The sequence below is a fragment of the Delftia sp. 11MD genome, from assembly GCF_050907895.1.
In the GTDB taxonomy this organism is placed as follows: domain Bacteria; phylum Pseudomonadota; class Gammaproteobacteria; order Burkholderiales; family Burkholderiaceae_C; genus Comamonas; species Comamonas tsuruhatensis.
Map to the genome: position 1 here is coordinate 707,501 of NZ_CP194333.1, position 18,074 is coordinate 725,574.

General features: G+C 65.7%; 17 protein-coding genes and 2 rRNA genes (1 of these 19 cut by a window edge). 16 read left to right on the plus strand and 3 right to left on the minus strand.

Going from position 1 to position 18,074, the window contains the following annotated elements:
• From ACRSCF_RS03245 to ACRSCF_RS03300, 12 genes are all read left to right on the plus strand, one after another.
• Window positions 1-1,678 (plus strand): 23S ribosomal RNA (locus ACRSCF_RS03245) (it extends 1,194 nt beyond the left edge of the window).
• A 126-nt stretch (window positions 1,679-1,804) separates the two neighbouring features.
• Window positions 1,805-1,917: ribosomal RNA gene (rrf, locus tag ACRSCF_RS03250) — 5S ribosomal RNA — on the plus strand.
• 297 nt (window positions 1,918-2,214) lie between these two features.
• Window positions 2,215-2,616: a MerR family transcriptional regulator gene (locus ACRSCF_RS03255; protein WP_034363199.1), complete on the plus strand. Its 402-nt coding sequence runs from the start codon at window positions 2,215-2,217 to the stop codon at window positions 2,614-2,616.
• Window positions 2,617-2,652: 36 nt separating this feature from the next.
• Window positions 2,653-3,111, plus strand: a complete 459-nt coding sequence (locus ACRSCF_RS03260) for a PaaI family thioesterase (protein ID WP_034363201.1) — start codon at window positions 2,653-2,655, stop codon at window positions 3,109-3,111.
• 43 nt (window positions 3,112-3,154) lie between these two features.
• Window positions 3,155-4,342 carry an isovaleryl-CoA dehydrogenase gene (locus tag ACRSCF_RS03265; RefSeq protein WP_034363203.1) on the plus strand — a complete coding sequence of 396 codons (1,188 nt, stop codon included), beginning with the start codon at window positions 3,155-3,157 and terminating at the stop codon, window positions 4,340-4,342.
• A 56-nt stretch (window positions 4,343-4,398) separates the two neighbouring features.
• A complete protein-coding gene (can, locus tag ACRSCF_RS03270; protein ID WP_016450015.1) occupies window positions 4,399-5,061 on the plus strand; it encodes a carbonate dehydratase in 663 nt (220 codons plus the stop codon).
• A 33-nt stretch (window positions 5,062-5,094) separates the two neighbouring features.
• On the plus strand, window positions 5,095-6,882 hold the full coding sequence (gene aceK / locus ACRSCF_RS03275; RefSeq protein ID WP_034363206.1) for a bifunctional isocitrate dehydrogenase kinase/phosphatase: 1,788 nt from the start codon (window positions 5,095-5,097) through the stop codon (window positions 6,880-6,882).
• Window positions 6,883-6,926: 44 nt separating this feature from the next.
• Window positions 6,927-8,114, plus strand: coding sequence for an acetyl-CoA C-acyltransferase (locus tag ACRSCF_RS03280; protein WP_016450017.1), 1,188 nt, complete (start codon window positions 6,927-6,929; stop codon window positions 8,112-8,114).
• A gap of 180 nt (window positions 8,115-8,294) precedes the next feature.
• The gene (locus ACRSCF_RS03285) at window positions 8,295-8,918 is read left to right on the plus strand and encodes a pyridoxamine 5'-phosphate oxidase family protein (protein ID WP_016450018.1); all 624 of its coding nucleotides are present in this window, start codon (window positions 8,295-8,297) and stop codon (window positions 8,916-8,918) included.
• A gap of 28 nt (window positions 8,919-8,946) precedes the next feature.
• Window positions 8,947-9,609 (plus strand): SDR family oxidoreductase, encoded by a 663-nt coding sequence (locus ACRSCF_RS03290; protein ID WP_016450019.1) that lies wholly within the window; start codon window positions 8,947-8,949, stop codon window positions 9,607-9,609.
• A 48-nt stretch (window positions 9,610-9,657) separates the two neighbouring features.
• Complete coding sequence (locus ACRSCF_RS03295; RefSeq protein WP_034363207.1) at window positions 9,658-10,788, plus strand: acyl-CoA dehydrogenase family protein; 1,131 nt, start codon at window positions 9,658-9,660, stop codon at window positions 10,786-10,788.
• Window positions 10,789-10,929: 141 nt separating this feature from the next.
• Window positions 10,930-11,721 (plus strand): alpha/beta fold hydrolase, encoded by a 792-nt coding sequence (locus tag ACRSCF_RS03300; protein WP_016452796.1) that lies wholly within the window; start codon window positions 10,930-10,932, stop codon window positions 11,719-11,721.
• 2 nt (window positions 11,722-11,723) lie between these two features.
• Here ACRSCF_RS03300 and ACRSCF_RS03305 read toward each other — a convergent pair whose 3' ends face one another.
• Window positions 11,724-12,221: a DUF421 domain-containing protein gene (locus tag ACRSCF_RS03305; RefSeq protein WP_016450022.1), complete on the minus strand. Its 498-nt coding sequence runs from the start codon at window positions 12,219-12,221 to the stop codon at window positions 11,724-11,726.
• A gap of 157 nt (window positions 12,222-12,378) precedes the next feature.
• Between ACRSCF_RS03305 and ACRSCF_RS03310 the strand changes: the two genes are divergently transcribed.
• A complete protein-coding gene (locus tag ACRSCF_RS03310) occupies window positions 12,379-12,792 on the plus strand; it encodes a YchJ family protein (protein WP_034363209.1) in 414 nt (137 codons plus the stop codon).
• On the plus strand, window positions 12,776-14,647 hold the full coding sequence (locus tag ACRSCF_RS03315) for an ATP-binding response regulator (protein WP_133073121.1): 1,872 nt from the start codon (window positions 12,776-12,778) through the stop codon (window positions 14,645-14,647). The genes ACRSCF_RS03310 and ACRSCF_RS03315 overlap by 17 nt, the downstream gene beginning before the upstream one ends.
• Here ACRSCF_RS03315 and ACRSCF_RS03320 read toward each other — a convergent pair.
• A complete protein-coding gene (locus ACRSCF_RS03320; RefSeq protein ID WP_016450025.1) occupies window positions 14,617-15,354 on the minus strand; it encodes a response regulator in 738 nt (245 codons plus the stop codon). The genes ACRSCF_RS03315 and ACRSCF_RS03320 overlap by 31 nt on opposite strands.
• Window positions 15,355-15,541: 187 nt before the next feature.
• Here ACRSCF_RS03320 and ACRSCF_RS03325 point away from each other — a divergent pair, with 187 nt between their 5' ends.
• Both ACRSCF_RS03325 and ACRSCF_RS03330 read left to right on the plus strand, forming a co-directional pair.
• On the plus strand, window positions 15,542-16,588 hold the full coding sequence (locus ACRSCF_RS03325; RefSeq protein ID WP_046242161.1) for a hypothetical protein: 1,047 nt from the start codon (window positions 15,542-15,544) through the stop codon (window positions 16,586-16,588).
• Window positions 16,589-16,687: 99 nt separating this feature from the next.
• Complete coding sequence (locus ACRSCF_RS03330; protein ID WP_016450027.1) at window positions 16,688-17,380, plus strand: HAD family hydrolase; 693 nt, start codon at window positions 16,688-16,690, stop codon at window positions 17,378-17,380.
• 19 nt (window positions 17,381-17,399) lie between these two features.
• Here ACRSCF_RS03330 and ACRSCF_RS03335 read toward each other — a convergent pair whose 3' ends face one another.
• Window positions 17,400-18,065: a glutathione S-transferase family protein gene (locus tag ACRSCF_RS03335; RefSeq protein WP_016452790.1), complete on the minus strand. Its 666-nt coding sequence runs from the start codon at window positions 18,063-18,065 to the stop codon at window positions 17,400-17,402.
• Window positions 18,066-18,074 lie beyond the last annotated feature (9 nt).

Sequence of the window (18,074 nt, forward strand, 5' to 3'; positions counted from 1 at the left end):
GAAGGTGCCTGGTAACGGGTGCTGGAGGTATCAGAAGTGCGAATGCTGACATGAGTAGCGTTAAAGGGGGTGAAAAGCCCCCTCGCCGTAAGCGCAAGGTTTCCTACGCAACGTTCATCGGCGTAGGGTGAGTCGGCCCCTAAGGCGAGGCAGAGATGCGTAGCTGATGGGAAACAGGTCAATATTCCTGTACCGATGTGTAGTGCGATGTGGGGACGGAGAAGGTTAGCTCAGCCAACTGTTGGATATGTTGGTTCAAGCCTGTAGTCGTGCCTGGTAGGCAAATCCGCCGGGCTTAGATGAGGGGTGATAACGAGTCTGCTTGCAGACGAAGTGAGTGATACCCTGCTTCCAGGAAAAGCCACTAAGCTTCAGCTACACACGACCGTACCGCAAACCGACACTGGTGCGCGAGATGAGTATTCTAAGGCGCTTGAGAGAACTCTGGAGAAGGAACTCGGCAAATTGATACCGTAACTTCGGGAGAAGGTATGCCGCAAGTAGGTGAACTTGTACAAAGGGAGCCCAAAGCGGTTGCAAAAAATCGGTGGCTGCGACTGTTTAATAAAAACACAGCACTCTGCAAACACGAAAGTGGACGTATAGGGTGTGACGCCTGCCCGGTGCTGGAAGATTAAATGATGGGGTGCAAGCTCTTGATTGAAGTCCCAGTAAACGGCGGCCGTAACTATAACGGTCCTAAGGTAGCGAAATTCCTTGTCGGGTAAGTTCCGACCTGCACGAATGGCGTAACGATGGCCACACTGTCTCCTCCAGAGACTCAGCGAAGTTGAAATGTTTGTGATGATGCAATCTCCCCGCGGAAAGACGGAAAGACCCCATGAACCTTTACTGTAGCTTTGTATTGGATTTTGAACGGATCTGTGTAGGATAGGTGGGAGGCTTTGAAGTGAGGACGCTAGTTCTCATGGAGCCGACGTTGAAATACCACCCTGGTGCGTTTGAGGTTCTAACCCAGGTCCCTTATCGGGATCGGGGACAGTGCATGGTAGGCAGTTTGACTGGGGCGGTCTCCTCCCAAAGCGTAACGGAGGAGTTCGAAGGTACGCTAGTTACGGTCGGACATCGTGACGATAGTGCAATGGCATAAGCGTGCTTAACTGCGAGACTGACAAGTCGAGCAGATGCGAAAGCAGGACATAGTGATCCGGTGGTTCTGTATGGAAGGGCCATCGCTCAACGGATAAAAGGTACTCTGGGGATAACAGGCTGATACCGCCCAAGAGTTCATATCGACGGCGGTGTTTGGCACCTCGATGTCGGCTCATCTCATCCTGGGGCTGTAGTCGGTCCCAAGGGTATGGCTGTTCGCCATTTAAAGAGGTACGTGAGCTGGGTTTAAAACGTCGTGAGACAGTTTGGTCCCTATCTTCCGTGGGCGCTGCAGATTTGAGGAAGCCTGCTCCTAGTACGAGAGGACCGGAGTGGACACACCTCTGGTGTATCGGTTGTCACGCCAGTGGCATTGCCGAGTAGCTAAGTGTGGAAGAGATAACCGCTGAAAGCATCTAAGCGGGAAACTCGTTTCAAGATGAGATCTGCCGGGGCCTTGAGCCCCCTGAAGAGTCGTTCAAGACCAGGACGTTGATAGGCTGGGTGTGGAAGCGCAGTAATGCGTTAAGCTAACCAGTACTAATTGCTCGTGAGGCTTGACCCTATAACTTTGATGACGTTGATCATCAAGGTGGTTATGCCAAGTAAGGCGCAGTCAAAATACAAAGCTGATTACAGACTCTATGAATTCGTTGTGTTGCTCACAAGAGCAGCATGACAACAAGTTATGCCTGATGACCATAGCAAGTTGGTACCACTCCTTCCCATCCCGAACAGGACAGTGAAACGACTTTGCGCCGATGATAGTGCGGGTTCCCGTGTGAAAGTAGGTCATCGTCAGGCTCTTACAGCCCAAGAAACCCCGTAGCCCAAAGCTACGGGGTTTTTTGCATTGGGCTGCAGGAAACGGGGAAACAGGCAGAACAGCCAAAACGGACGGCTCAACGGAACATCCGAAAACGGACAACCCAAAAAAGAGAGCGCTGACGCGCTCTCTTTTTATTCCTGCCAGGCTTCTTCGTCGCACCCGGATGCAACATCCGGCGCAGTTTCCTGCGGACAATTCCGCTAGCATTGACGTTAACGTCAACGTCGCATTCCCATGGCCGCCGGCTGTGGATGCCGGCGGACTCTCCAGCCATGTCGACCACCTACACCATCAGCGATCTTGCCAAGGAGTTCGATCTCACGACCCGGGCCATCCGCTTCTATGAGGACATGGGCCTGCTTGAGCCCGAGCGTGCCGGGCCTGGCGGACGCAATCGCGTCTACAGCGCGCGTGATCGCACACGTCTTCGCCTGACCTTGCGGGCCAAGCGGCTGGGACTGTCTCTGAACGAAGCCAAGGAGATCATCGATCTCTACGACAGCCCCCGTGACACGGGCGTGCAACTGCGCAAATTCCTGGAGGTGCTGGCTGTGCACCGCCGCCAGCTCGAGGACCGCCTGGCCGATCTGCAGGCCAACCTGGCCGAGGTGCGAGAGCAGGAATCCGAGGCCCGCACTTTGTTGCAACACCTGGATGGGAAAAATGCTTCATAATTGACGTTTACGTAAACGTAATTTGTGAGGCTTGCCTTGACCGTGCTCCGCCTGGAACCTGCCAACAGCGACTTTGCCCGCCGTGTGCAAGACAGTTTTGCACGCCAGGGCGCGATGCACACCCTGGGCGCCGAGCTGTCCTTGCTGGAGCCCGGTGCCGTCGATGTCTGCCTGGACTGGGCGCCCGGGCTGACGCAGCAGCATGGCTTTTTGCATGCCGGCATGGTTTCCACGGCGCTGGATTCCGCCTGCGGCTACGCAGGGCTGACCCTGATGCCGGCCGATGCTGCCGTGCTCACCATTGAATTCAAGATCAACTTGCTGGCCCCTGCCAAGGGCCAGCGCTTTCGCATGGAAGGCCGTGTGCTCAAGCCGGGCCGCACCATAACCGTGACCGAAGGGCGCGCCTACGCCATCGACGAAGGCCGCGAGAAGCTGATTGCCACCATGGGCTGCACGCTGATGTGCGTGCAGGGCCGCGATCTGGCCGATTGAGCCGGGCGGCGTTCTTTCCCCCAATTTCCACAGGAGACATGAGATGAGCCTTTCCAACCTGCCGGGCCTGAACTTCCAACTGGGCGAGGACATCGACGCGCTGCGCGATGCCGTGCGCGAGTTCGCACAGGCCGAGATTGCACCGCGCGCCGGCGAGATCGACCGCGACGACCAGTTCCCCATGGACCTGTGGCGCAAGTTCGGCGACCTGGGCGTGCTGGGCATCACCGTGTCCGAGCAGTACGGCGGTGCCGACATGGGCTACCTGGCCCACATGGTGGCGATGGAGGAAATCTCGCGTGCCAGCGCATCGGTGGGCCTGTCCTACGGCGCGCACAGCAATCTCTGCGTGAACCAGATCAACCGCAACGGCAATGAAGCGCAAAAGGCCAAGTACCTGCCCAAGCTGATCAGCGGCGAGCATGTGGGCGCGCTGGCCATGAGCGAGCCCGGCGCCGGCTCGGACGTGATCAGCATGAAGCTCAAGGCCGAGGACAAGGGCGGCTACTACCTGCTCAACGGCACCAAGATGTGGATCACCAATGGTCCCGATGCCGACACCCTGGTGGTCTACGCCAAGACCGAGCCCGAGCTGAACGCCCGCGGCGTGACTGCCTTCCTGATCGAGAAGGGCATGAAGGGCTTTTCCATTGCCCAGAAGCTGGACAAGCTGGGCATGCGTGGCAGCCACACGGGCGAGCTGGTGTTCGAGAACGTCGAGGTGCCGGCCGAGAACGTGCTGGGCGGCTTGAACAACGGCGCCAAGGTGCTGATGAGCGGCCTGGACTATGAGCGCGCCGTGCTGACGGGCGGGCCGCTGGGCATCATGCAGTCGGTGATGGACAACGTAGTGCCCTACATCCATGACCGCAAGCAGTTCGGCCAGAGCATCGGCGAGTTCCAGCTCATCCAGGGCAAGGTGGCGGACATGTACACCGTGCTGCAAGCGGGCCGCTCCTTTGCCTATACGGTCGCCAAAAACCTCGATCTGCTGGGAACCGAGCATGTTCGCCAAGTTCGCAAGGATTGCGCCAGCGTCATCCTGTGGTGCGCCGAGAAGGCGACATGGATGGCCGGCGAAGGCGTTCAAATCTATGGGGGTAATGGGTATATCAACGAATACCCACTGGGTCGTCTCTGGCGGGATGCGAAACTCTATGAGATCGGCGCCGGCACCAGCGAGATCCGTCGCATGCTGATCGGCCGCGAGCTGTTCGCAGAGACCTGCTGATCTTTCGCCTGCCTGCTGCGCCGTTCTTGAGTTTGACCCCAACAAAAGGATTGTTTATGAGCACAACCTCCATCGAAGAGCTGTTTGTCCACAACCGCGAATGGGCCCAGCAGGTGGAGCGTGACCGGCCCGGTTTCTTCACTGGGCTGATGGCGCAGCAAAAACCCCGCTACATGTGGATCGGCTGTTCCGACAGCCGCGTGCCCGCGAACCAGATCACGGGCCTGGAGCCCGGCGAGGTGTTCGTGCACCGCAACGTGGCCAACGTGGTCGTGCCCAGCGACCTGAACTGCCTGTCCACCATCCAGTACGCGGTGGACCAGCTCAAGGTCGAGCACCTGATGGTCGTCGGCCACTATGGCTGCGGCGGCGTGCTGGCGGCACTGGAGGATGTGCGCGTGGGCCTGGCCGACAACTGGATCCGCCACGTGAAGGACGTGCGCGACAAGCACCAGGCGCTGCTGGCCAGCCTGTCGCCGCAATGGCGCCATGACGCGCTGTGCGAGCTCAATGCCATCGAGCAGGTGATCAATGTGGCGCAGAGCACGGTGATGCAGGATGCCTGGGCGCGCGGCCAGAAGGTCACGCTGCACGGCTGGTGCTATGGCCTGAAGGACGGCCTGATCACCAATCTGCAGATGACCGTGCCCGGTGTCGGCGGCATCGCCAACATCCATGCCGAGGCTGTCGAGCTGGTCGCCAGCCGCCAGCGCGACTGAGCGGCCATGGCAGGCGGGACCCCGGGAGACTTCATGCCGATGCCTGCCCAGGACACCCTGCTTGCCCATGACATCGCGCGGGCGATGATGGATGGCTTCAACCGCCATTACCGCCTGTTCCGCGCCGAATCGGCCCGCGCCAAGCACCGCTTCGAGACGGCCGACTGGCTGGGCCAGCAGCGCGCGCAGCGCGAGCGCATCGAGTTCTACGACCTGCGCGTGCGCGAATGCGTGCGCCGGCTTGAAAAGGAGTTTTCGGCCGGCGCCCAGCCTATGCCGGTCTGGCAGCAGATCAAGCGCCACTACATCGGGCTCATGGTCAACCACCTGCAGCCGGAGCTGGCCGAGACCTTCTTCAACTCGGTCACCACCAAGATCCTGCACCGTACGCACTTCCACAACGACTTCATCTTCGTGCGGCCGGCCGTCAGTACGGAATACATAGAGAACCAGGAGCCGACCGCACGCCCGGCCTACCTGGCCTTCTACCCCACGCGCGAGACACTGTCGCAGACGCTGCGCGAAGTCGTGGAGCAGTTCGCGCTGCAGCGCCCCTTTGAAGACCTGGAGCGCGACATCGCCCGCCTGGCCGAGCGCCTGGAGCCCCAGCTGCAGGCCATGCGCCTGTACGCCAACTTCCAGATCCAGGTGCTGTCCAGCCTGTTTTTCCGCAACAAGGGCGCCTACATCGTCGGCAAGATCATCAACGGCTTTGCCGAGCTGTCCTGGGCCGTGCCCATCCTGCATGGGGACAACGGCCGGCTGGTGCTGCATGCGGCCCTGTTCGGCGAGAAGGACCTGCACGGCCTCTTCAGCTTTGCGCGTGCCTACTTCATGGTCGATACCGACGTGCCCAGCGCCTACGTGCAGTTCCTGCGCAGCCTCATGCCGCGCAAGCCGCGCGCCGAGCTGTACAACGCCCTGGGCCTGGCCAAGCAGGGCAAGACGCTGTTCTACCGCGACTTCCTGCACCACCTGCGCCATTCGCGCGACCAGTTCCGCATCGCGCCCGGCATCAAGGGCATGGTCATGCTGGTGTTCGACCTGCCCAGCTTTCCCTATGTGTTCAAGCTCATCAAGGACCGGTTCGCCGCGCCCAAGGAGATCACCCGCGAGCAGGTCAAGGCCAAGTACCGCCTGGTCAAGCAGCACGACCGCGTGGGGCGCATGGCCGACACGCTGGAGTACAGCCTGGTGGCCTTCCCGCGCGAGCGCTTCTCGGAGGCGCTGATCGCCGAGATCCTGGAGCACGCGCCCAGCCAGGTCGAGATCAGCGACCGCGACGGCGATGGCCGGCAGGAGGTCATCATCTCCCACCTCTACATAGAGCGGCGCATGGTGCCGCTGAACCTGCTGCTGCAGGAGTGCTTCGATGACGGGCTGGACCTGCCGGGACCGCGGCAGCGGCTGGAGAGCGCCGTGATCGAATACGGAAATGCCATCAAGGACCTGGTGGCCGCCAACATCTTCCCGGGCGACATGCTGTGGAAGAACTTCGGCATCACGCGCGGCGGCAAGGTGGTGTTCTACGACTACGACGAGATCGAATACCTGACCGACTGCCATTTCCGCCAGGTGCCTGCGCCGCGCAACGAGGAAGACGAGCTCAGCGGCGAGGTCTGGTATCCCGTGGGCCCGCGCGATGTGTTCCCGGAAACCTTCGCGCCCTTTTTGCTGGGCAATCCGGCCGTGCGCGAAGTTTTCATGCGCCACCATGCCGACCTGCTCGATCCCGCCTTCTGGCAGGGGCACCAGCAGCGCATCCGCGAAGGCCACGTGCACGACGTCTATCCCTACGAGCGCAGCCGCTGGCTGGCCTGACCCGTTTGTTTTCCCCTCACCATCACCACATCCAGGAGATAAGCATGCAAGACCCCATCGTCATCGTCGGCGCAGCCCGCACCCCCATGGGCGCATTCCAGGGCGACTTCGCCGATCTCGCGGCCCACGATCTGGGCGGCGCCGCCATCAAGGCCGCCGTGCAGCGTGCCGGCGTGGCGCCGGAGAAGGTGGACGAAGTGCTGTTCGGCAACTGCCTGATGGCGGGCCAGGGACAGGCGCCTGCGCGCCAGGCAGGCTTCAAGGGCGGCCTGCCGCGCAGCACGGGCGCCGTGACCCTGTCCAAGATGTGCGGCGCCGGCATGGAGGCCACCATCCTGGCCCATGACCAGCTGGTGGCGGGCAGCCGCGATGTGGTGGTCTCCGGCGGCATGGAGAGCATGACCAATGCGCCCTACCTGCTCAAGAAGGGCCGTGGCGGCTACCGCATGGGCCACGACAAGGTGTATGACCACATGATGCTCGACGGTCTGGAGGACGCCTACGAGCCGGGCCGCTCCATGGGCACCTTTGGCGAGGACTGCGCCGCCAAATACCACTTCACGCGCGAGCAGCAGGACGCCTACGCCATCGAAAGCGTCAAGCGCGCCCAGGCCGCCACGGAAAGCGGCGCCTTCGCGGCCGAGATCACGCCCGTCACCGTCTCCACGCGCAAGGGCGATGTCACGGTCAGCATCGACGAAGGCCCGGCCAAGGCCAAGCTGGACAAGATCGCCAGCCTCAAGCCCGCCTTCAAGAAGGACGGCACGATCACGGCGGCATCGAGCTCCAGCATCAACGACGGCGCCGCCGCCCTGGTGCTGATGCGCGAGTCCACGGCCAAGGAGCTGGGCTGCAAGCCGCTGGCGCGCATCGTCGCCCATGCCACGCATGCCCAGGAGCCCGAATGGTTCACCACGGCCCCCGTGGGCGCCACGCAGAAGGCCCTCAAGAAGGCCGGCTGGACGGCGGCGGATGTGGACCTGTGGGAAGTCAACGAAGCCTTTGCCGTCGTGCCCATGGCCCTGATGGCCGAATTGGGCGTGCCGCGCGACAAGGTCAACGTCAACGGCGGCGCCTGCGCGCTGGGCCACCCCATCGGCGCCAGCGGTGCGCGCATCCTGGTCACGCTGCTGCACGCCCTGCAGGCGCGTGGCGGCAAGCGCGGCCTGGCCACGCTGTGCATAGGCGGCGGCGAGGGAACAGCCATGGCGATAGAAATGGTCACCCCCTGAGGCGCTGCGCGCCCTCCCCCTGAAAGGGGGACGACACCCTCGGTGCGGGGCGGCGCGGCCGGCGTAGGCCCTTCCTCGGTGTCTCTGATTTGCATTGCGCCAGTTTTATGGGCAGCGCCACAGACGTCCAGAGAGCTAGACTTGGATCGGCCGATCCGCTATTACTTTGACCTCTCGACCATGATCACCAGCGAAGAACAGTTGCGCAGCCTGTATGCCATGCCGGCCGAAAGGGCCTTGCTCAAGCAGCAGGTGGACCTGGACCGGCATTGCCTGCGCTTCATTGCGCTGTCGCCGCTGTGCATCGTGGCCACGGGGGGCGCAGCGGGCTCGCTGATGGATGCCTCGCCGCGCGGCGGAAAGCCGGGCTTCATCAAGGCGCCCGACAACCAGACGCTGCTGATCCCCGACTCGGGCGGCAACAACCGCCTGGACAGCTTCAGCAACCTGATCGCCGATCCGCGCATCGGCCTGCTGTTCATGGTGCCGGGCTTCGACGAGACGCTGCGCGTCAACGGCGTGGCCAGGCTGCGTGACGAGGCCCACTACACGGCGCTGTTCGCCAACGAAGGCTTCCGGCCCAAGATCGTTCTGGAGATCCAGGTGCAGGAGGCCTATCTGCACTGCGCCAAGGCACTCATGCGCGCCCGGCTCTGGAAGCCCGAGTCCCAGGTGCCGCGCAACGTCATGCCGTCGGTGAACCAGATGGTCCACCAGCAGATCGGCCTGCCTGCGCCCACCGAGACGCAGGAGGCCATGGTCGAGCGCTACGAAAAACAGATCGCGGGCGAGCAGGGCCGCTGACCGTATTCCATTTGAAAGGTCGAAAGACATGGCAGTCACTCTGGTGTTGGGAGCCTCGCGCGGGCTCGGTTTTGCCTTGGTAGAGGCCTATACGGCCCAGGGCCGCAGCGTGGTCGCCACGGTGCGCAGCGAGGCCGATCGCGAGCGCGTCGAAGCCACGGGCGCCAAGGTGCTGCTGGTGGATGTGGCCGATCCGGCCAGCGTCAGCGGCCTGGCCTGGCAGCTCGATGGCGAGAAGATCGAGCTGGCGCTGTACGTGGCCGGAGTGTGGGATGCCCACAGCTCGGCCACGCCGCCCACGCGCGAGCAGTTCGACCGCGTCATGCACACCAATGTGCTGGGCGCCATGCAGGTGCTGCCCCAGGTGGCGCCGATGGTCGAGGCGGCGGGCGGCGTGTTCGGCCTGTTCTCCAGCGAGATGTCGCTGCTGGCCGGCGCCGAATCCGACGCCTGGCTCTACCGCGTCAGCAAGGCCGCGCTCAACATGGTCGTGGCCAGCGCCCAGCCGCAATGGCCCGGCGCCACCGTGGTCGCGCTGGACCCGGGCTGGGTGCAGACCGACATGGGCGGCGAGTCCGCCACCTTCACCGTGGAGCAAAGCGTGCAGGGTCTGGTCCGCACCCTGGCCGGCGTCACGCCGGCTGATCGGGGCCGCATGCTGCGCCACGACGGGCAGCGCATCGCCTGGTAGCTGCGGCCGGGACAACGAACAACGAAACAAGGAATCAGGAGACAAGACATGCTGCTCAACGCAGACCAGGAAATGATCCGTGACGCGGTGCGCGACTTCGTGCGCACCGAAATCACGCCCCATGCCGCACGCTGGGACAAGGAGCACCACTTTCCCAAGAACGTGCACCAGGGCCTGGCGGCGCTGGGTGCCTACGGCATCTGCGTGCCCGAGGAATACGGCGGCGCCGGCCTTGACTACCTGAGCCTGGCCCTGGTGCTGGAGGAAATCGCAGCCGGCGACGGCGGCACCAGCACGGTGATCAGCGTCACCAACTGCCCCGTCAACGCCATCCTCATGCGCTACGGCAGCGAGGCGCAAAAGCAGCAATGGCTGGCGCCGCTGGCGCGCGGCGAGATGCTGGGCGCCTTCTGCCTGACCGAGCCGCATGTGGGCTCGGACGCCTCGGCGCTGCGCACCACGGCCACCCGCGACGGCAACGACTACGTGATCAACGGCGTCAAGCAGTTCATCACCAGCGGCAAGAACGGCGACGTGGCCATCGTCATCGCCGTCACCGACAAGGCGGCCGGCAAGCGCGGCATAAGCGCCTTCATCGTGCCCACCTCCGCACCCGGCTACCAGGTGCTGCGGCTGGAGGACAAGCTGGGCCAGCACAGTTCGGACACGGCCCAGATCCAGTTCGAGGGCTGCCGCATCCCCGTCGCCAACCTCATCGGTGCCGAGGGCGAGGGCTACAAGATTGCGCTGTCGGCGCTGGAGGGCGGGCGCATCGGCATTGCCGCGCAAAGCGTGGGCATGGCGCGTGCGGCCTTCGATTGCGCGCTGCAGTACTCCAAGGAGCGCGAGAGCTTCGGCCAGCCCATCTTCAACCACCAGGCCGTGGGCTTTCGCCTGGCCGACTGCGCCACGCAGATCGAGGCCGCGCGCCAGCTGATCTGGCATGCGGCCAGCCTGCGCGATGCCGGCCTGCCCTGCCTGAAGGAAGCGGCCATGGCCAAGCTGTTCGCCAGCGAAATGGCCGAGCGCGTGTGCAGCGCAGCCATCCAGACCCTGGGCGGCTATGGCGTGGTCAACGATTTTCCCGTCGAGCGCATATACCGTGACGTGCGCGTGTGCCAGATCTACGAGGGAACGAGCGACGTGCAGAAAATTCTCATCCAGCGCGCCCTGGCCTGAGGCCCCTCACTATGCTGCGGGTCGGGCCGGATGGCCCCGTCACCCGCAGGGCTTAGCATGGAGCGTCGCCGGGACGGCGCCCGGGAGAGGCGGGCACCGGACTCCGGCAGGTTTGTGACCACCTTCGCAGGAGATCCCGACATGCCCATTGCTTCCGTCAACGGCCAGAACCTTTACTACGAGGACACGGGAGGGCGCGGCCCGGTCCTGGTGTTTTCGCATGGACTGCTCATGGACCACACCATGTTCGCTCCCCAGGTCCAGGCGCTGCAGGATCGCTATCGCTGCATCAGCTGGGACGAGCGTGGCCATGGCCAGACGGCGGACCCCGCGCATTGCGCTCCCTTCGACTACTACGACTCGGCCGACGACCTGGCCGCCCTGCTGGCGCACCTGGGCGTGGAGCGCGCGGTGCTGGTGGGCATGTCGCAGGGCGGCTATCTGTCGCTGCGCTGTGCGCTCATCCATCCCGAGGTCGTGCGTGCGCTGGTGCTGATCGACACCCAGGCCATGCTGGAAGACCCCGAGCAGATGCCCCACCACGAGGCGTTGCTGCGCGCCTGGATGGAGCATGGCCTCAGCGACGACATGGCGGCCACGGTGGAGCGCACCATCCTGGGCCAGGGCTGGAGCGGCGCGGCCGCCTGGCGCGCCAAATGGAAGAAGGCCACGCCCATCAACCTGGGGCAGAGCTTTCTGGCGCTGGCCCAGCGCGATGACATCAGCCCGCGACTGCCCGACATCCACGTACCGGCACTGGTCATCCATGGTACGGACGACATCGCCATCACGCTCGACCGTGCACGCGCCATGGCCAAGGCCTTGCCCAGGGCGCAGTGGGTGGAGGTGCCGGGGGCCGGCCATGCGGCCAACCTCACGCATCCGCAGCCTGTGAACCTGGCCATCGAGCGCTTCCTGGAGCAGCTCGACTAGGCTCAGACCGGCGGATCGCCGTCGTTCTCGCTGTCGCGGCGGCGCAGGACGACGGTGATGCTGCCGTCGGTCTCCAGCGTGGCGCGCTCCACCTCTCTGAGGTGCAGGCAGCCGCCCGCACGCAGCGCGGCCTCGATATCGTCGCGTGTGATGCGCTCCTCGCGCATCAGATCCTTGTTCAGGTGGCCGTCCGTGATCAGGGCCTGGGCCTTGCCGTCGATGAGCCGCTCCAGCGCGGGAAAACGGAAAGTCAGCCAGGACAGCAGCAGATGGCACAGGATCAGCGTGGAAGCCGAGATCATGCCGCCGATCAGCGAGTTGTCCCCGGCATTCATGGAGTTCTGAACGGCATTCGACAGGATGAGCAGCAGCACCAGGTCAAAGGGCGCGTACTGCCCCGTCTGGCGCCGCCCCGTCAGCCGAAGGAACACCAGCAAGAACAGGTAGACGGCCACGCCGCGCACCACGAACTCCCACCACGGGACCGACATTGAAAACATGGGCTCTCCTTACAGGCCCGAAGGCCCGCGGTCAGTATCATGGCCCGCCTGTCCTCCATCAAGAACCCGGTCGCAGCAAGGCGGCCGTGACTGACATGCACTCCTGCTCCCCCGCCGTCCTCTCCCAGGTTCCGCAAGTTCCGCAGGGCCAGCCGCTATGAGCGCGGCCGCCACCTCCCCGGCCTGTGCCTGTGGCCAGCACGATGCCAAGGGCCGGTCCCTGGCCTTCGATGCCTGCTGCGGCCGCTACCTGGACCATTTCGACGACTGCCCTGCGCCCGATGCCCAGGCCTTGATGCGCTCGCGCTACAGCGCCTTCGTGCGTGAGGACGCCGCCTACCTGCTGGCCACCTGGCACGCCAGCCAGCGGCCCGCCACGCTGGACTTCGAGCCCTCGGCGCGCTGGCTGGGGCTGGCGGTCAAGGACTTCCGAAGCACCGGCGAGGACCGCGCCGAGGTGGAATTCGTCGCGCGCTACCGCGTGGCGGGCCGCGCCGTGCGCCTGCATGAGCGCAGCCGCTTCGTGCGCGAAGGCGGGCGCTGGTTCTACGTGGATGGCGACCAGTTCTGAACACGACGGCGGCCCTGCGGAGCCGCTGTGGAAGCTGCAGCAGCGCCAGCGGCTGCTGCTGTCCATCGCATCGCGGGGCTCGTCCGAGGCGGCGGCCCTCATCATCCCCGGCATCGTGGTCTGGCTGCAGCGGCACGAAACGGGTGACTTCCAGGCGCCGCTGCTGCTGTGGTGGCTGGGCATGGCGCTCATGGCCTGCGTCTTCGTTGGTTTGCGGCGCCAGTTGCGTCGGGACCTGGGCGCTGCCGTGCCCTCGGCCGAGTTGCCAACGCGGCTGCAGCGCTGGGAGCGCGTGATGGGCCGCATGGCCTTGCTCAACGCCGGTTCCTGGGCGCTGGCCATACCGCTGACCCATGGCAGCGGCCATGAATTCCGGCTTTTCATCTACCTGGTGCTGTGCGGCGTCGTGGCCTCGGCCGCCACCTTTCTGGCGCCGGCGGCTGCCGTGTTCAAGCGCTTTTTCGGCGTGCTGTACGGCGCCATGCTGCTGGCCGTGGTCTGGTACTTCCCGAACAGGGGCCTGTACCTGCTGCCGCTGCTCATGCTGTATGGCGCCACCATCGCGCGCCATGCCTGGGGGGCGCGCCAGCTCATGCAGCAGCAATGGGCGCAGGAGCGTGACCGCCAGCTGCTGGCCGAGCGCTACCTGGCGGCCAAGGAGCAGGCCGAACAGGCGCTGGAGGCCAAGAGCCGCTTCCTGTCGGCCGCCAGCCATGACCTGCGCCAGCCCCTGCATGCCCTGGGCCTGCTGGTGGAGACCGCCCGCCAGCGCAATGCCGACGGCGCACTGGCAGGCGTGCTTGACGATGCCCAGGCCTGTGCCCAGTCGCTGGGCACCATGTGCAACGATCTGCTGGACCTGTCGCGGCTGGAGAACGGCACCTGGGAGCTGCGCGCCCAGGTGATGGACCTGCGCATTCTGCTGGGCGATGCCACGCGCCTGTTCGCGGCCGAGGCGCGGCAGCGCGGGCTGGTGCTGCGCTGGCGCGTGGCGCGCGGCATGGATAGCCTGGTGCGTGCCGACGAGGCCCTGCTGCGCCAGATGGTGTTCAACCTGCTGCACAACGCCCTGCGCTACACCCAGCGCGGCGGCGTGCTGCTGGCCGCCCGCGTGCACGGCGGGGGCTGGCGCATCGAGGTCTGGGACACGGGCCTGGGCATTGCGGCCGAAGACCGGCCCCATGTCTTCGCACCGCACTTTCGCGCGCGTTCCGGCCAGGCGGCCCGGCGCGCGGCCCAGCCTGCGGCCGAGCACCTGCCCGGCGTGAGCAGCCAGGGCCTGGGCCTGGCCGTGGTGGCCGCAGCGGCGCGCCGCATGGGCGTGGAGCATGGTCTGCTGTCCACGCCGGGACGGGGTTCGTGCTTCTGGCTGCAGCTGTCGCCCAGCCTGAACGTGCAAGCGGACCTGCCTCTGGGGCACGCGCAGGCGCAGGCAGGGGCAGGGGCCGAGGCTGCCGCGAATCCGCCAGGCCGCCCCCTGCTGCAGGGCCGGTGCTGGGTGGTCGATGACGATGTGCAGGTGGCACAGGCCCTGGCCGGCCTGCTGCGCGGCTGGGGGCTGACCGTGGACGTGGCGGCTGCGGGCCGCGAGGCGCAGGCCTGGCTGGCGGCGGGGCAGCATCCCGATTTCGTGCTGTGCGACCACCAGCTGGCCCATGGCGAGAACGGCTTTGCGCTGCTGCAGAACGTGCTGGCGCAATCGCCGCAGGCGGCGGGCGCCCTGCTCAGTGGCGAGCCGTCACCGGCGCTGGAGCAGCAGGCACAGGAACTGGGCTATCTGCTGCTGCGCAAGCCCGTGGATCCGCTGGCGCTGCGGGCCCTGCTTCAGCGCAGGCTGGCCGTGGCCGGCGCCTGAACCGTATCGGTCGGCGGTACGGAGGGCGGCAGCTCCAGCGCAATGCCCTGCATGCGCGTGATGGCGTCGATGCGGCTGTGCACGCCCAGGCGCTGCAGGGCGCCTGCCACATGCTCCTTGACCGTGTGCGGCGACAGGTGCAGCAACCGGGCAATGCTGGGATTGGGCAGGCCGCGCAGCACCAGGTCCAGAACCTGGGCCTGGCGCGGGGTGAGGCCCAGCTCGGCCGCCGTCATGCGGATGGCATGGGCGCCGCCCGGCGGCTGCGGCGCCAGCGGGGCGGCGGGGAACCAGGTCTCGCCGCGCAGCAGGGCCGCCACGGCCTGCTGCAGCACCTGCGGCGGCTGCGACTTGAGCACAAAGCCATGGGCCCCGGCCGCGCGTGCCTTCAGGGCAATCGCGCCATGCGTGTCGCCGCTGGTCATGAGCACGCGGCAGGCGGGCGCCAGCGTGCGGATTTCGCGCACCACGTCCGTGCCTGCGCTGGCACCCAGCCAGAAATCCACGATGGCCAGATGCGGCGATCCCCTGGCGGCCATGCACTGCAGGCCTTCGCCCGCATCGGCCACGGCATGGACTTCGGACAGGCCGAATTGTTTCAGGAACTCGGACACGCCCATGGCCGTCAGCGGGTGGTCGTCGATCACCAGGGCATAGCGCCCCGATTGGAGACAGGAGGAATCGGTCAGGAGGGAATGGCTGTGCATGGTCCGCGCGAAGGCATGTCGAAAGGGCTGGAGCGCCAGGGCGCGCCCGGATACACCTTGCGCACATCGTAACGATTACCCCCCGGCCGGGGGGTGACCGGATGTCGGCCAACTCCCCAAAATCGCCGCCGATGCCCTGAGATTCCGCATGGAACGGGCATGTATTCAACGAGAAGGGGAGATAGTCATGAAGATGGTACAGCTCACGCGTCGCAGCGCGGCATTGATGCTTCTGGGAACCCTGGCCGCCTGTGGCGGTGGCGGTGGTGGATCGGGAGAACCGGGCGGCGGAGATCCCGGCAATGGCGGAAATCCTGGCAACCCCGGTACGCCCGGCAACCCCGGCGGCACGCCCACGCCGGTGACCGGCCAGTACCGCATGGAGACCGGTGCGGAGAACTTCGACGCGGCCCTGTCCGCCATGAACGCGCTGGGGGCGCAGGGCTATGCCTTCACCTACAGCCTGGCCTCGGGCGGTACCGCCTTCCCCGTTCCCATCGGTGACTTCTACGTCACCGACACGGCCCACACCGGCACGCGCCTGGACTACCGCATGGTGCCGGACGTGGCGGGCGTCTCGGCCCTGGTGGCCCAGCTCAACGCACAGGGTGCGCAAGGCTACCTGTACAAGTCCGGCATGGCGTTCCCCAGCAGCACGCAGGACCTGCGCAACCTCTATGTGCGCAGCAGCAGCGCCGCAGCCACCTACAGCTACGAGACGCGCCCCGCCGTGGGTGCGCTGGACACGTCGGGCTTCACGCAGCAACTGGCCGAGATGAGCGGCCGGGGTTTCCGCTACATGGGCCCGCTGATCTCGGGCAACGAGATGTTCAACCTCTACGTCAAGGACTCCAAGGCGCCGGCCTTCGAGTACGCGGTGTTCGCATTGGCCGCGCCCTTCGGCATGGCCAACGGCACGGCGCTGAAGCAGCGCCTGGACGAGATGGGGGCCAAGGGCCACCTGCTGCGCGGCGCCCTGGTGCTGCGGGGCAATACCGAAGGCGTGCAGCTGTACGAAAAGAGCGGCGACCAGCAGGGCGCCATCGAGTACCGCGTCGAACCGGTGTCCCAAAGCGCCAGCCTCGCGCAGCGCCTGGAGCAGTTCAACCGCAATGCGGCCGAAGGCTTCTTCGCCTTCGGCGACGTGGTCACCGACGATGGCCGGTTCCATTCCATCTCGGTGCGCAACGTCCGCCGCATGGTGCATCCGCTGGCCGGTGCCTCCTTCCCCTGAGCAGGGCACAGGCATGCGCGGCCGGCGCATAATCCGGCCATTTTCCGCAGCAAGGGCGCCCCAGGGCGCCCTTGCTCAGTTTGTTTCGAGAATCCATCCATGACTGCTTTCGAGGCCGTGCTCTTCGACTGTGACGGCGTGCTCGTCGACAGTGAATCCATCACCAACCGCGTGCTGTGCACCATGCTCAATGAATCGGGCTGGCCCATCAGCACCGAGGAATGCCTGCGCGAATTCATCGGCAAGACCGTGCGCAGCCAGGCCGCGCTGATCGAGGCGCGCACCGGCAAGCCGCTGACCGACGCATGGATGGCCGCCTTCTACGAGCGCCGCAACGCCGCGCTGCGCGCCGAGCTGGTGGCCATTGACGGCGCGCTGTCCGCCGTCAGCCAATCCCATGCGCTGTGCGCTGGCCGCATCGCCTGCGCCTCGGGCGCGGACCGCGCCAAGGTGGAGATGCAGCTGGCCCAGGTCGGCATGGCCCCGTATTTCGAGGGCCGCGTCTTCAGCGGCCATGAGCTGCCGCGCAGCAAGCCCTTTCCCGATGTGTACCTGGCAGCCGCCGCCGCACTGGGCGTGGAGCCGGCGCGCTGCCTGGTCATCGAGGACACGGTGACCGGCGTCACCGCCGGCGTGGCCGCAGGCGCCACGGTCTGGGGCTACTTCCCGGCCGACCAGGGCCACGCATCGGCCGAGCAACTGCTCGAGGCCGGCGCCAGCTGCGTATTCGGCGACATGGGCGAGCTGCCGGCCATGCTGCGCGCCATCGGGCAGGCCAGCGCCAGCGCTTGAGCCTGAGCCTGAGCCGGCCCTAGCGCAGCTGCGGCGAAGGCGTCTCGTCCACGGCCTGCGCACGCGCGGCCTGCTGCTCGGCCTGCAGCGCCCGCTGGAAGGCGGGCCGCTGCTGCAGGCGCTGCCAGTAGGCCTGGGTGGCAGGCCCCCACTGCGGCTCCATCTCCAGGTGCGCCGACAGCATCAGCGCATAGCCCACGGCCACGTCGGCAGCGGTGAAGCGGTCTGCCGCGAGCCAGTGGCGCTGTTCCACGGCCTGCTCCACCGCGCGCAGCCGCGCAAGGAACCAGCGCTGGTAGTCCTGGGCCACCTGGGGCTGGCGCCGTTCGGCTGGCTCGAAGTGGGTGTAGCGCAGCACCAGGGTCTGCGGGAAGGTCAGCGTGGCATCGCTCATGTGCAGCCAGTTGAGGTAGGCGGCGAAGTCTGCCTCCTGCGGCTGCACGGACAGGCCCGCCCCGGGGTGCAGGGCGGCCAGGTATTCGCAGATGGCGGCTGACTCGGTCAGCCTGGCCTCGCCGTGGCGCAGCAGCGGCACCGTGCCCAGCGGGTTGAGTTCCAGGTAGCTGCGCTGCAGCACGCGCGGCGGAAACGGCAGCATGTGCAGCGTGTAGGGAAGCTGCAGTTCTTCGAGCATCCACAGCGCGCGGAAGGAGCGCGCGCTGACGCAATGGTGGAGATGGTGCATGCGCAAAGC

What these genes read in the sequence shown, in the direction of transcription:
- ACRSCF_RS03325 (WP_046242161.1), top strand. Translation starts at nt 15,542, where the DNA reads ATGAAGATGGTACAGCTCACGCGTCGCAGCGCGGCATTGATGCTTCTG.
- ACRSCF_RS03255 (WP_034363199.1), top strand. Translation starts at nt 2,215, where the DNA reads ATGTCGACCACCTACACCATCAGCGATCTTGCCAAGGAGTTCGATCTC.
- ACRSCF_RS03295 (WP_034363207.1), top strand. Translation starts at nt 9,658, where the DNA reads ATGCTGCTCAACGCAGACCAGGAAATGATCCGTGACGCGGTGCGCGAC.
- ACRSCF_RS03330 (WP_016450027.1), top strand. Translation starts at nt 16,688, where the DNA reads ATGACTGCTTTCGAGGCCGTGCTCTTCGACTGTGACGGCGTGCTCGTC.
- ACRSCF_RS03280 (WP_016450017.1), top strand. Translation starts at nt 6,927, where the DNA reads ATGCAAGACCCCATCGTCATCGTCGGCGCAGCCCGCACCCCCATGGGC.
- aceK (WP_034363206.1), top strand. Translation starts at nt 5,095, where the DNA reads ATGCCGATGCCTGCCCAGGACACCCTGCTTGCCCATGACATCGCGCGG.
- ACRSCF_RS03320 (WP_016450025.1), bottom strand. Translation starts at nt 15,354, where the DNA reads ATGCACAGCCATTCCCTCCTGACCGATTCCTCCTGTCTCCAATCGGGG.
- ACRSCF_RS03300 (WP_016452796.1), top strand. Translation starts at nt 10,930, where the DNA reads ATGCCCATTGCTTCCGTCAACGGCCAGAACCTTTACTACGAGGACACG.
- can (WP_016450015.1), top strand. Translation starts at nt 4,399, where the DNA reads ATGAGCACAACCTCCATCGAAGAGCTGTTTGTCCACAACCGCGAATGG.
- ACRSCF_RS03285 (WP_016450018.1), top strand. Translation starts at nt 8,295, where the DNA reads ATGATCACCAGCGAAGAACAGTTGCGCAGCCTGTATGCCATGCCGGCC.
- ACRSCF_RS03335 (WP_016452790.1), bottom strand. Translation starts at nt 18,065, where the DNA reads ATGCACCATCTCCACCATTGCGTCAGCGCGCGCTCCTTCCGCGCGCTG.
- ACRSCF_RS03315 (WP_133073121.1), top strand. Translation starts at nt 12,776, where the DNA reads ATGGCGACCAGTTCTGAACACGACGGCGGCCCTGCGGAGCCGCTGTGG.
- ACRSCF_RS03290 (WP_016450019.1), top strand. Translation starts at nt 8,947, where the DNA reads ATGGCAGTCACTCTGGTGTTGGGAGCCTCGCGCGGGCTCGGTTTTGCC.
- ACRSCF_RS03310 (WP_034363209.1), top strand. Translation starts at nt 12,379, where the DNA reads ATGAGCGCGGCCGCCACCTCCCCGGCCTGTGCCTGTGGCCAGCACGAT.
- ACRSCF_RS03265 (WP_034363203.1), top strand. Translation starts at nt 3,155, where the DNA reads ATGAGCCTTTCCAACCTGCCGGGCCTGAACTTCCAACTGGGCGAGGAC.
- ACRSCF_RS03305 (WP_016450022.1), bottom strand. Translation starts at nt 12,221, where the DNA reads ATGTTTTCAATGTCGGTCCCGTGGTGGGAGTTCGTGGTGCGCGGCGTG.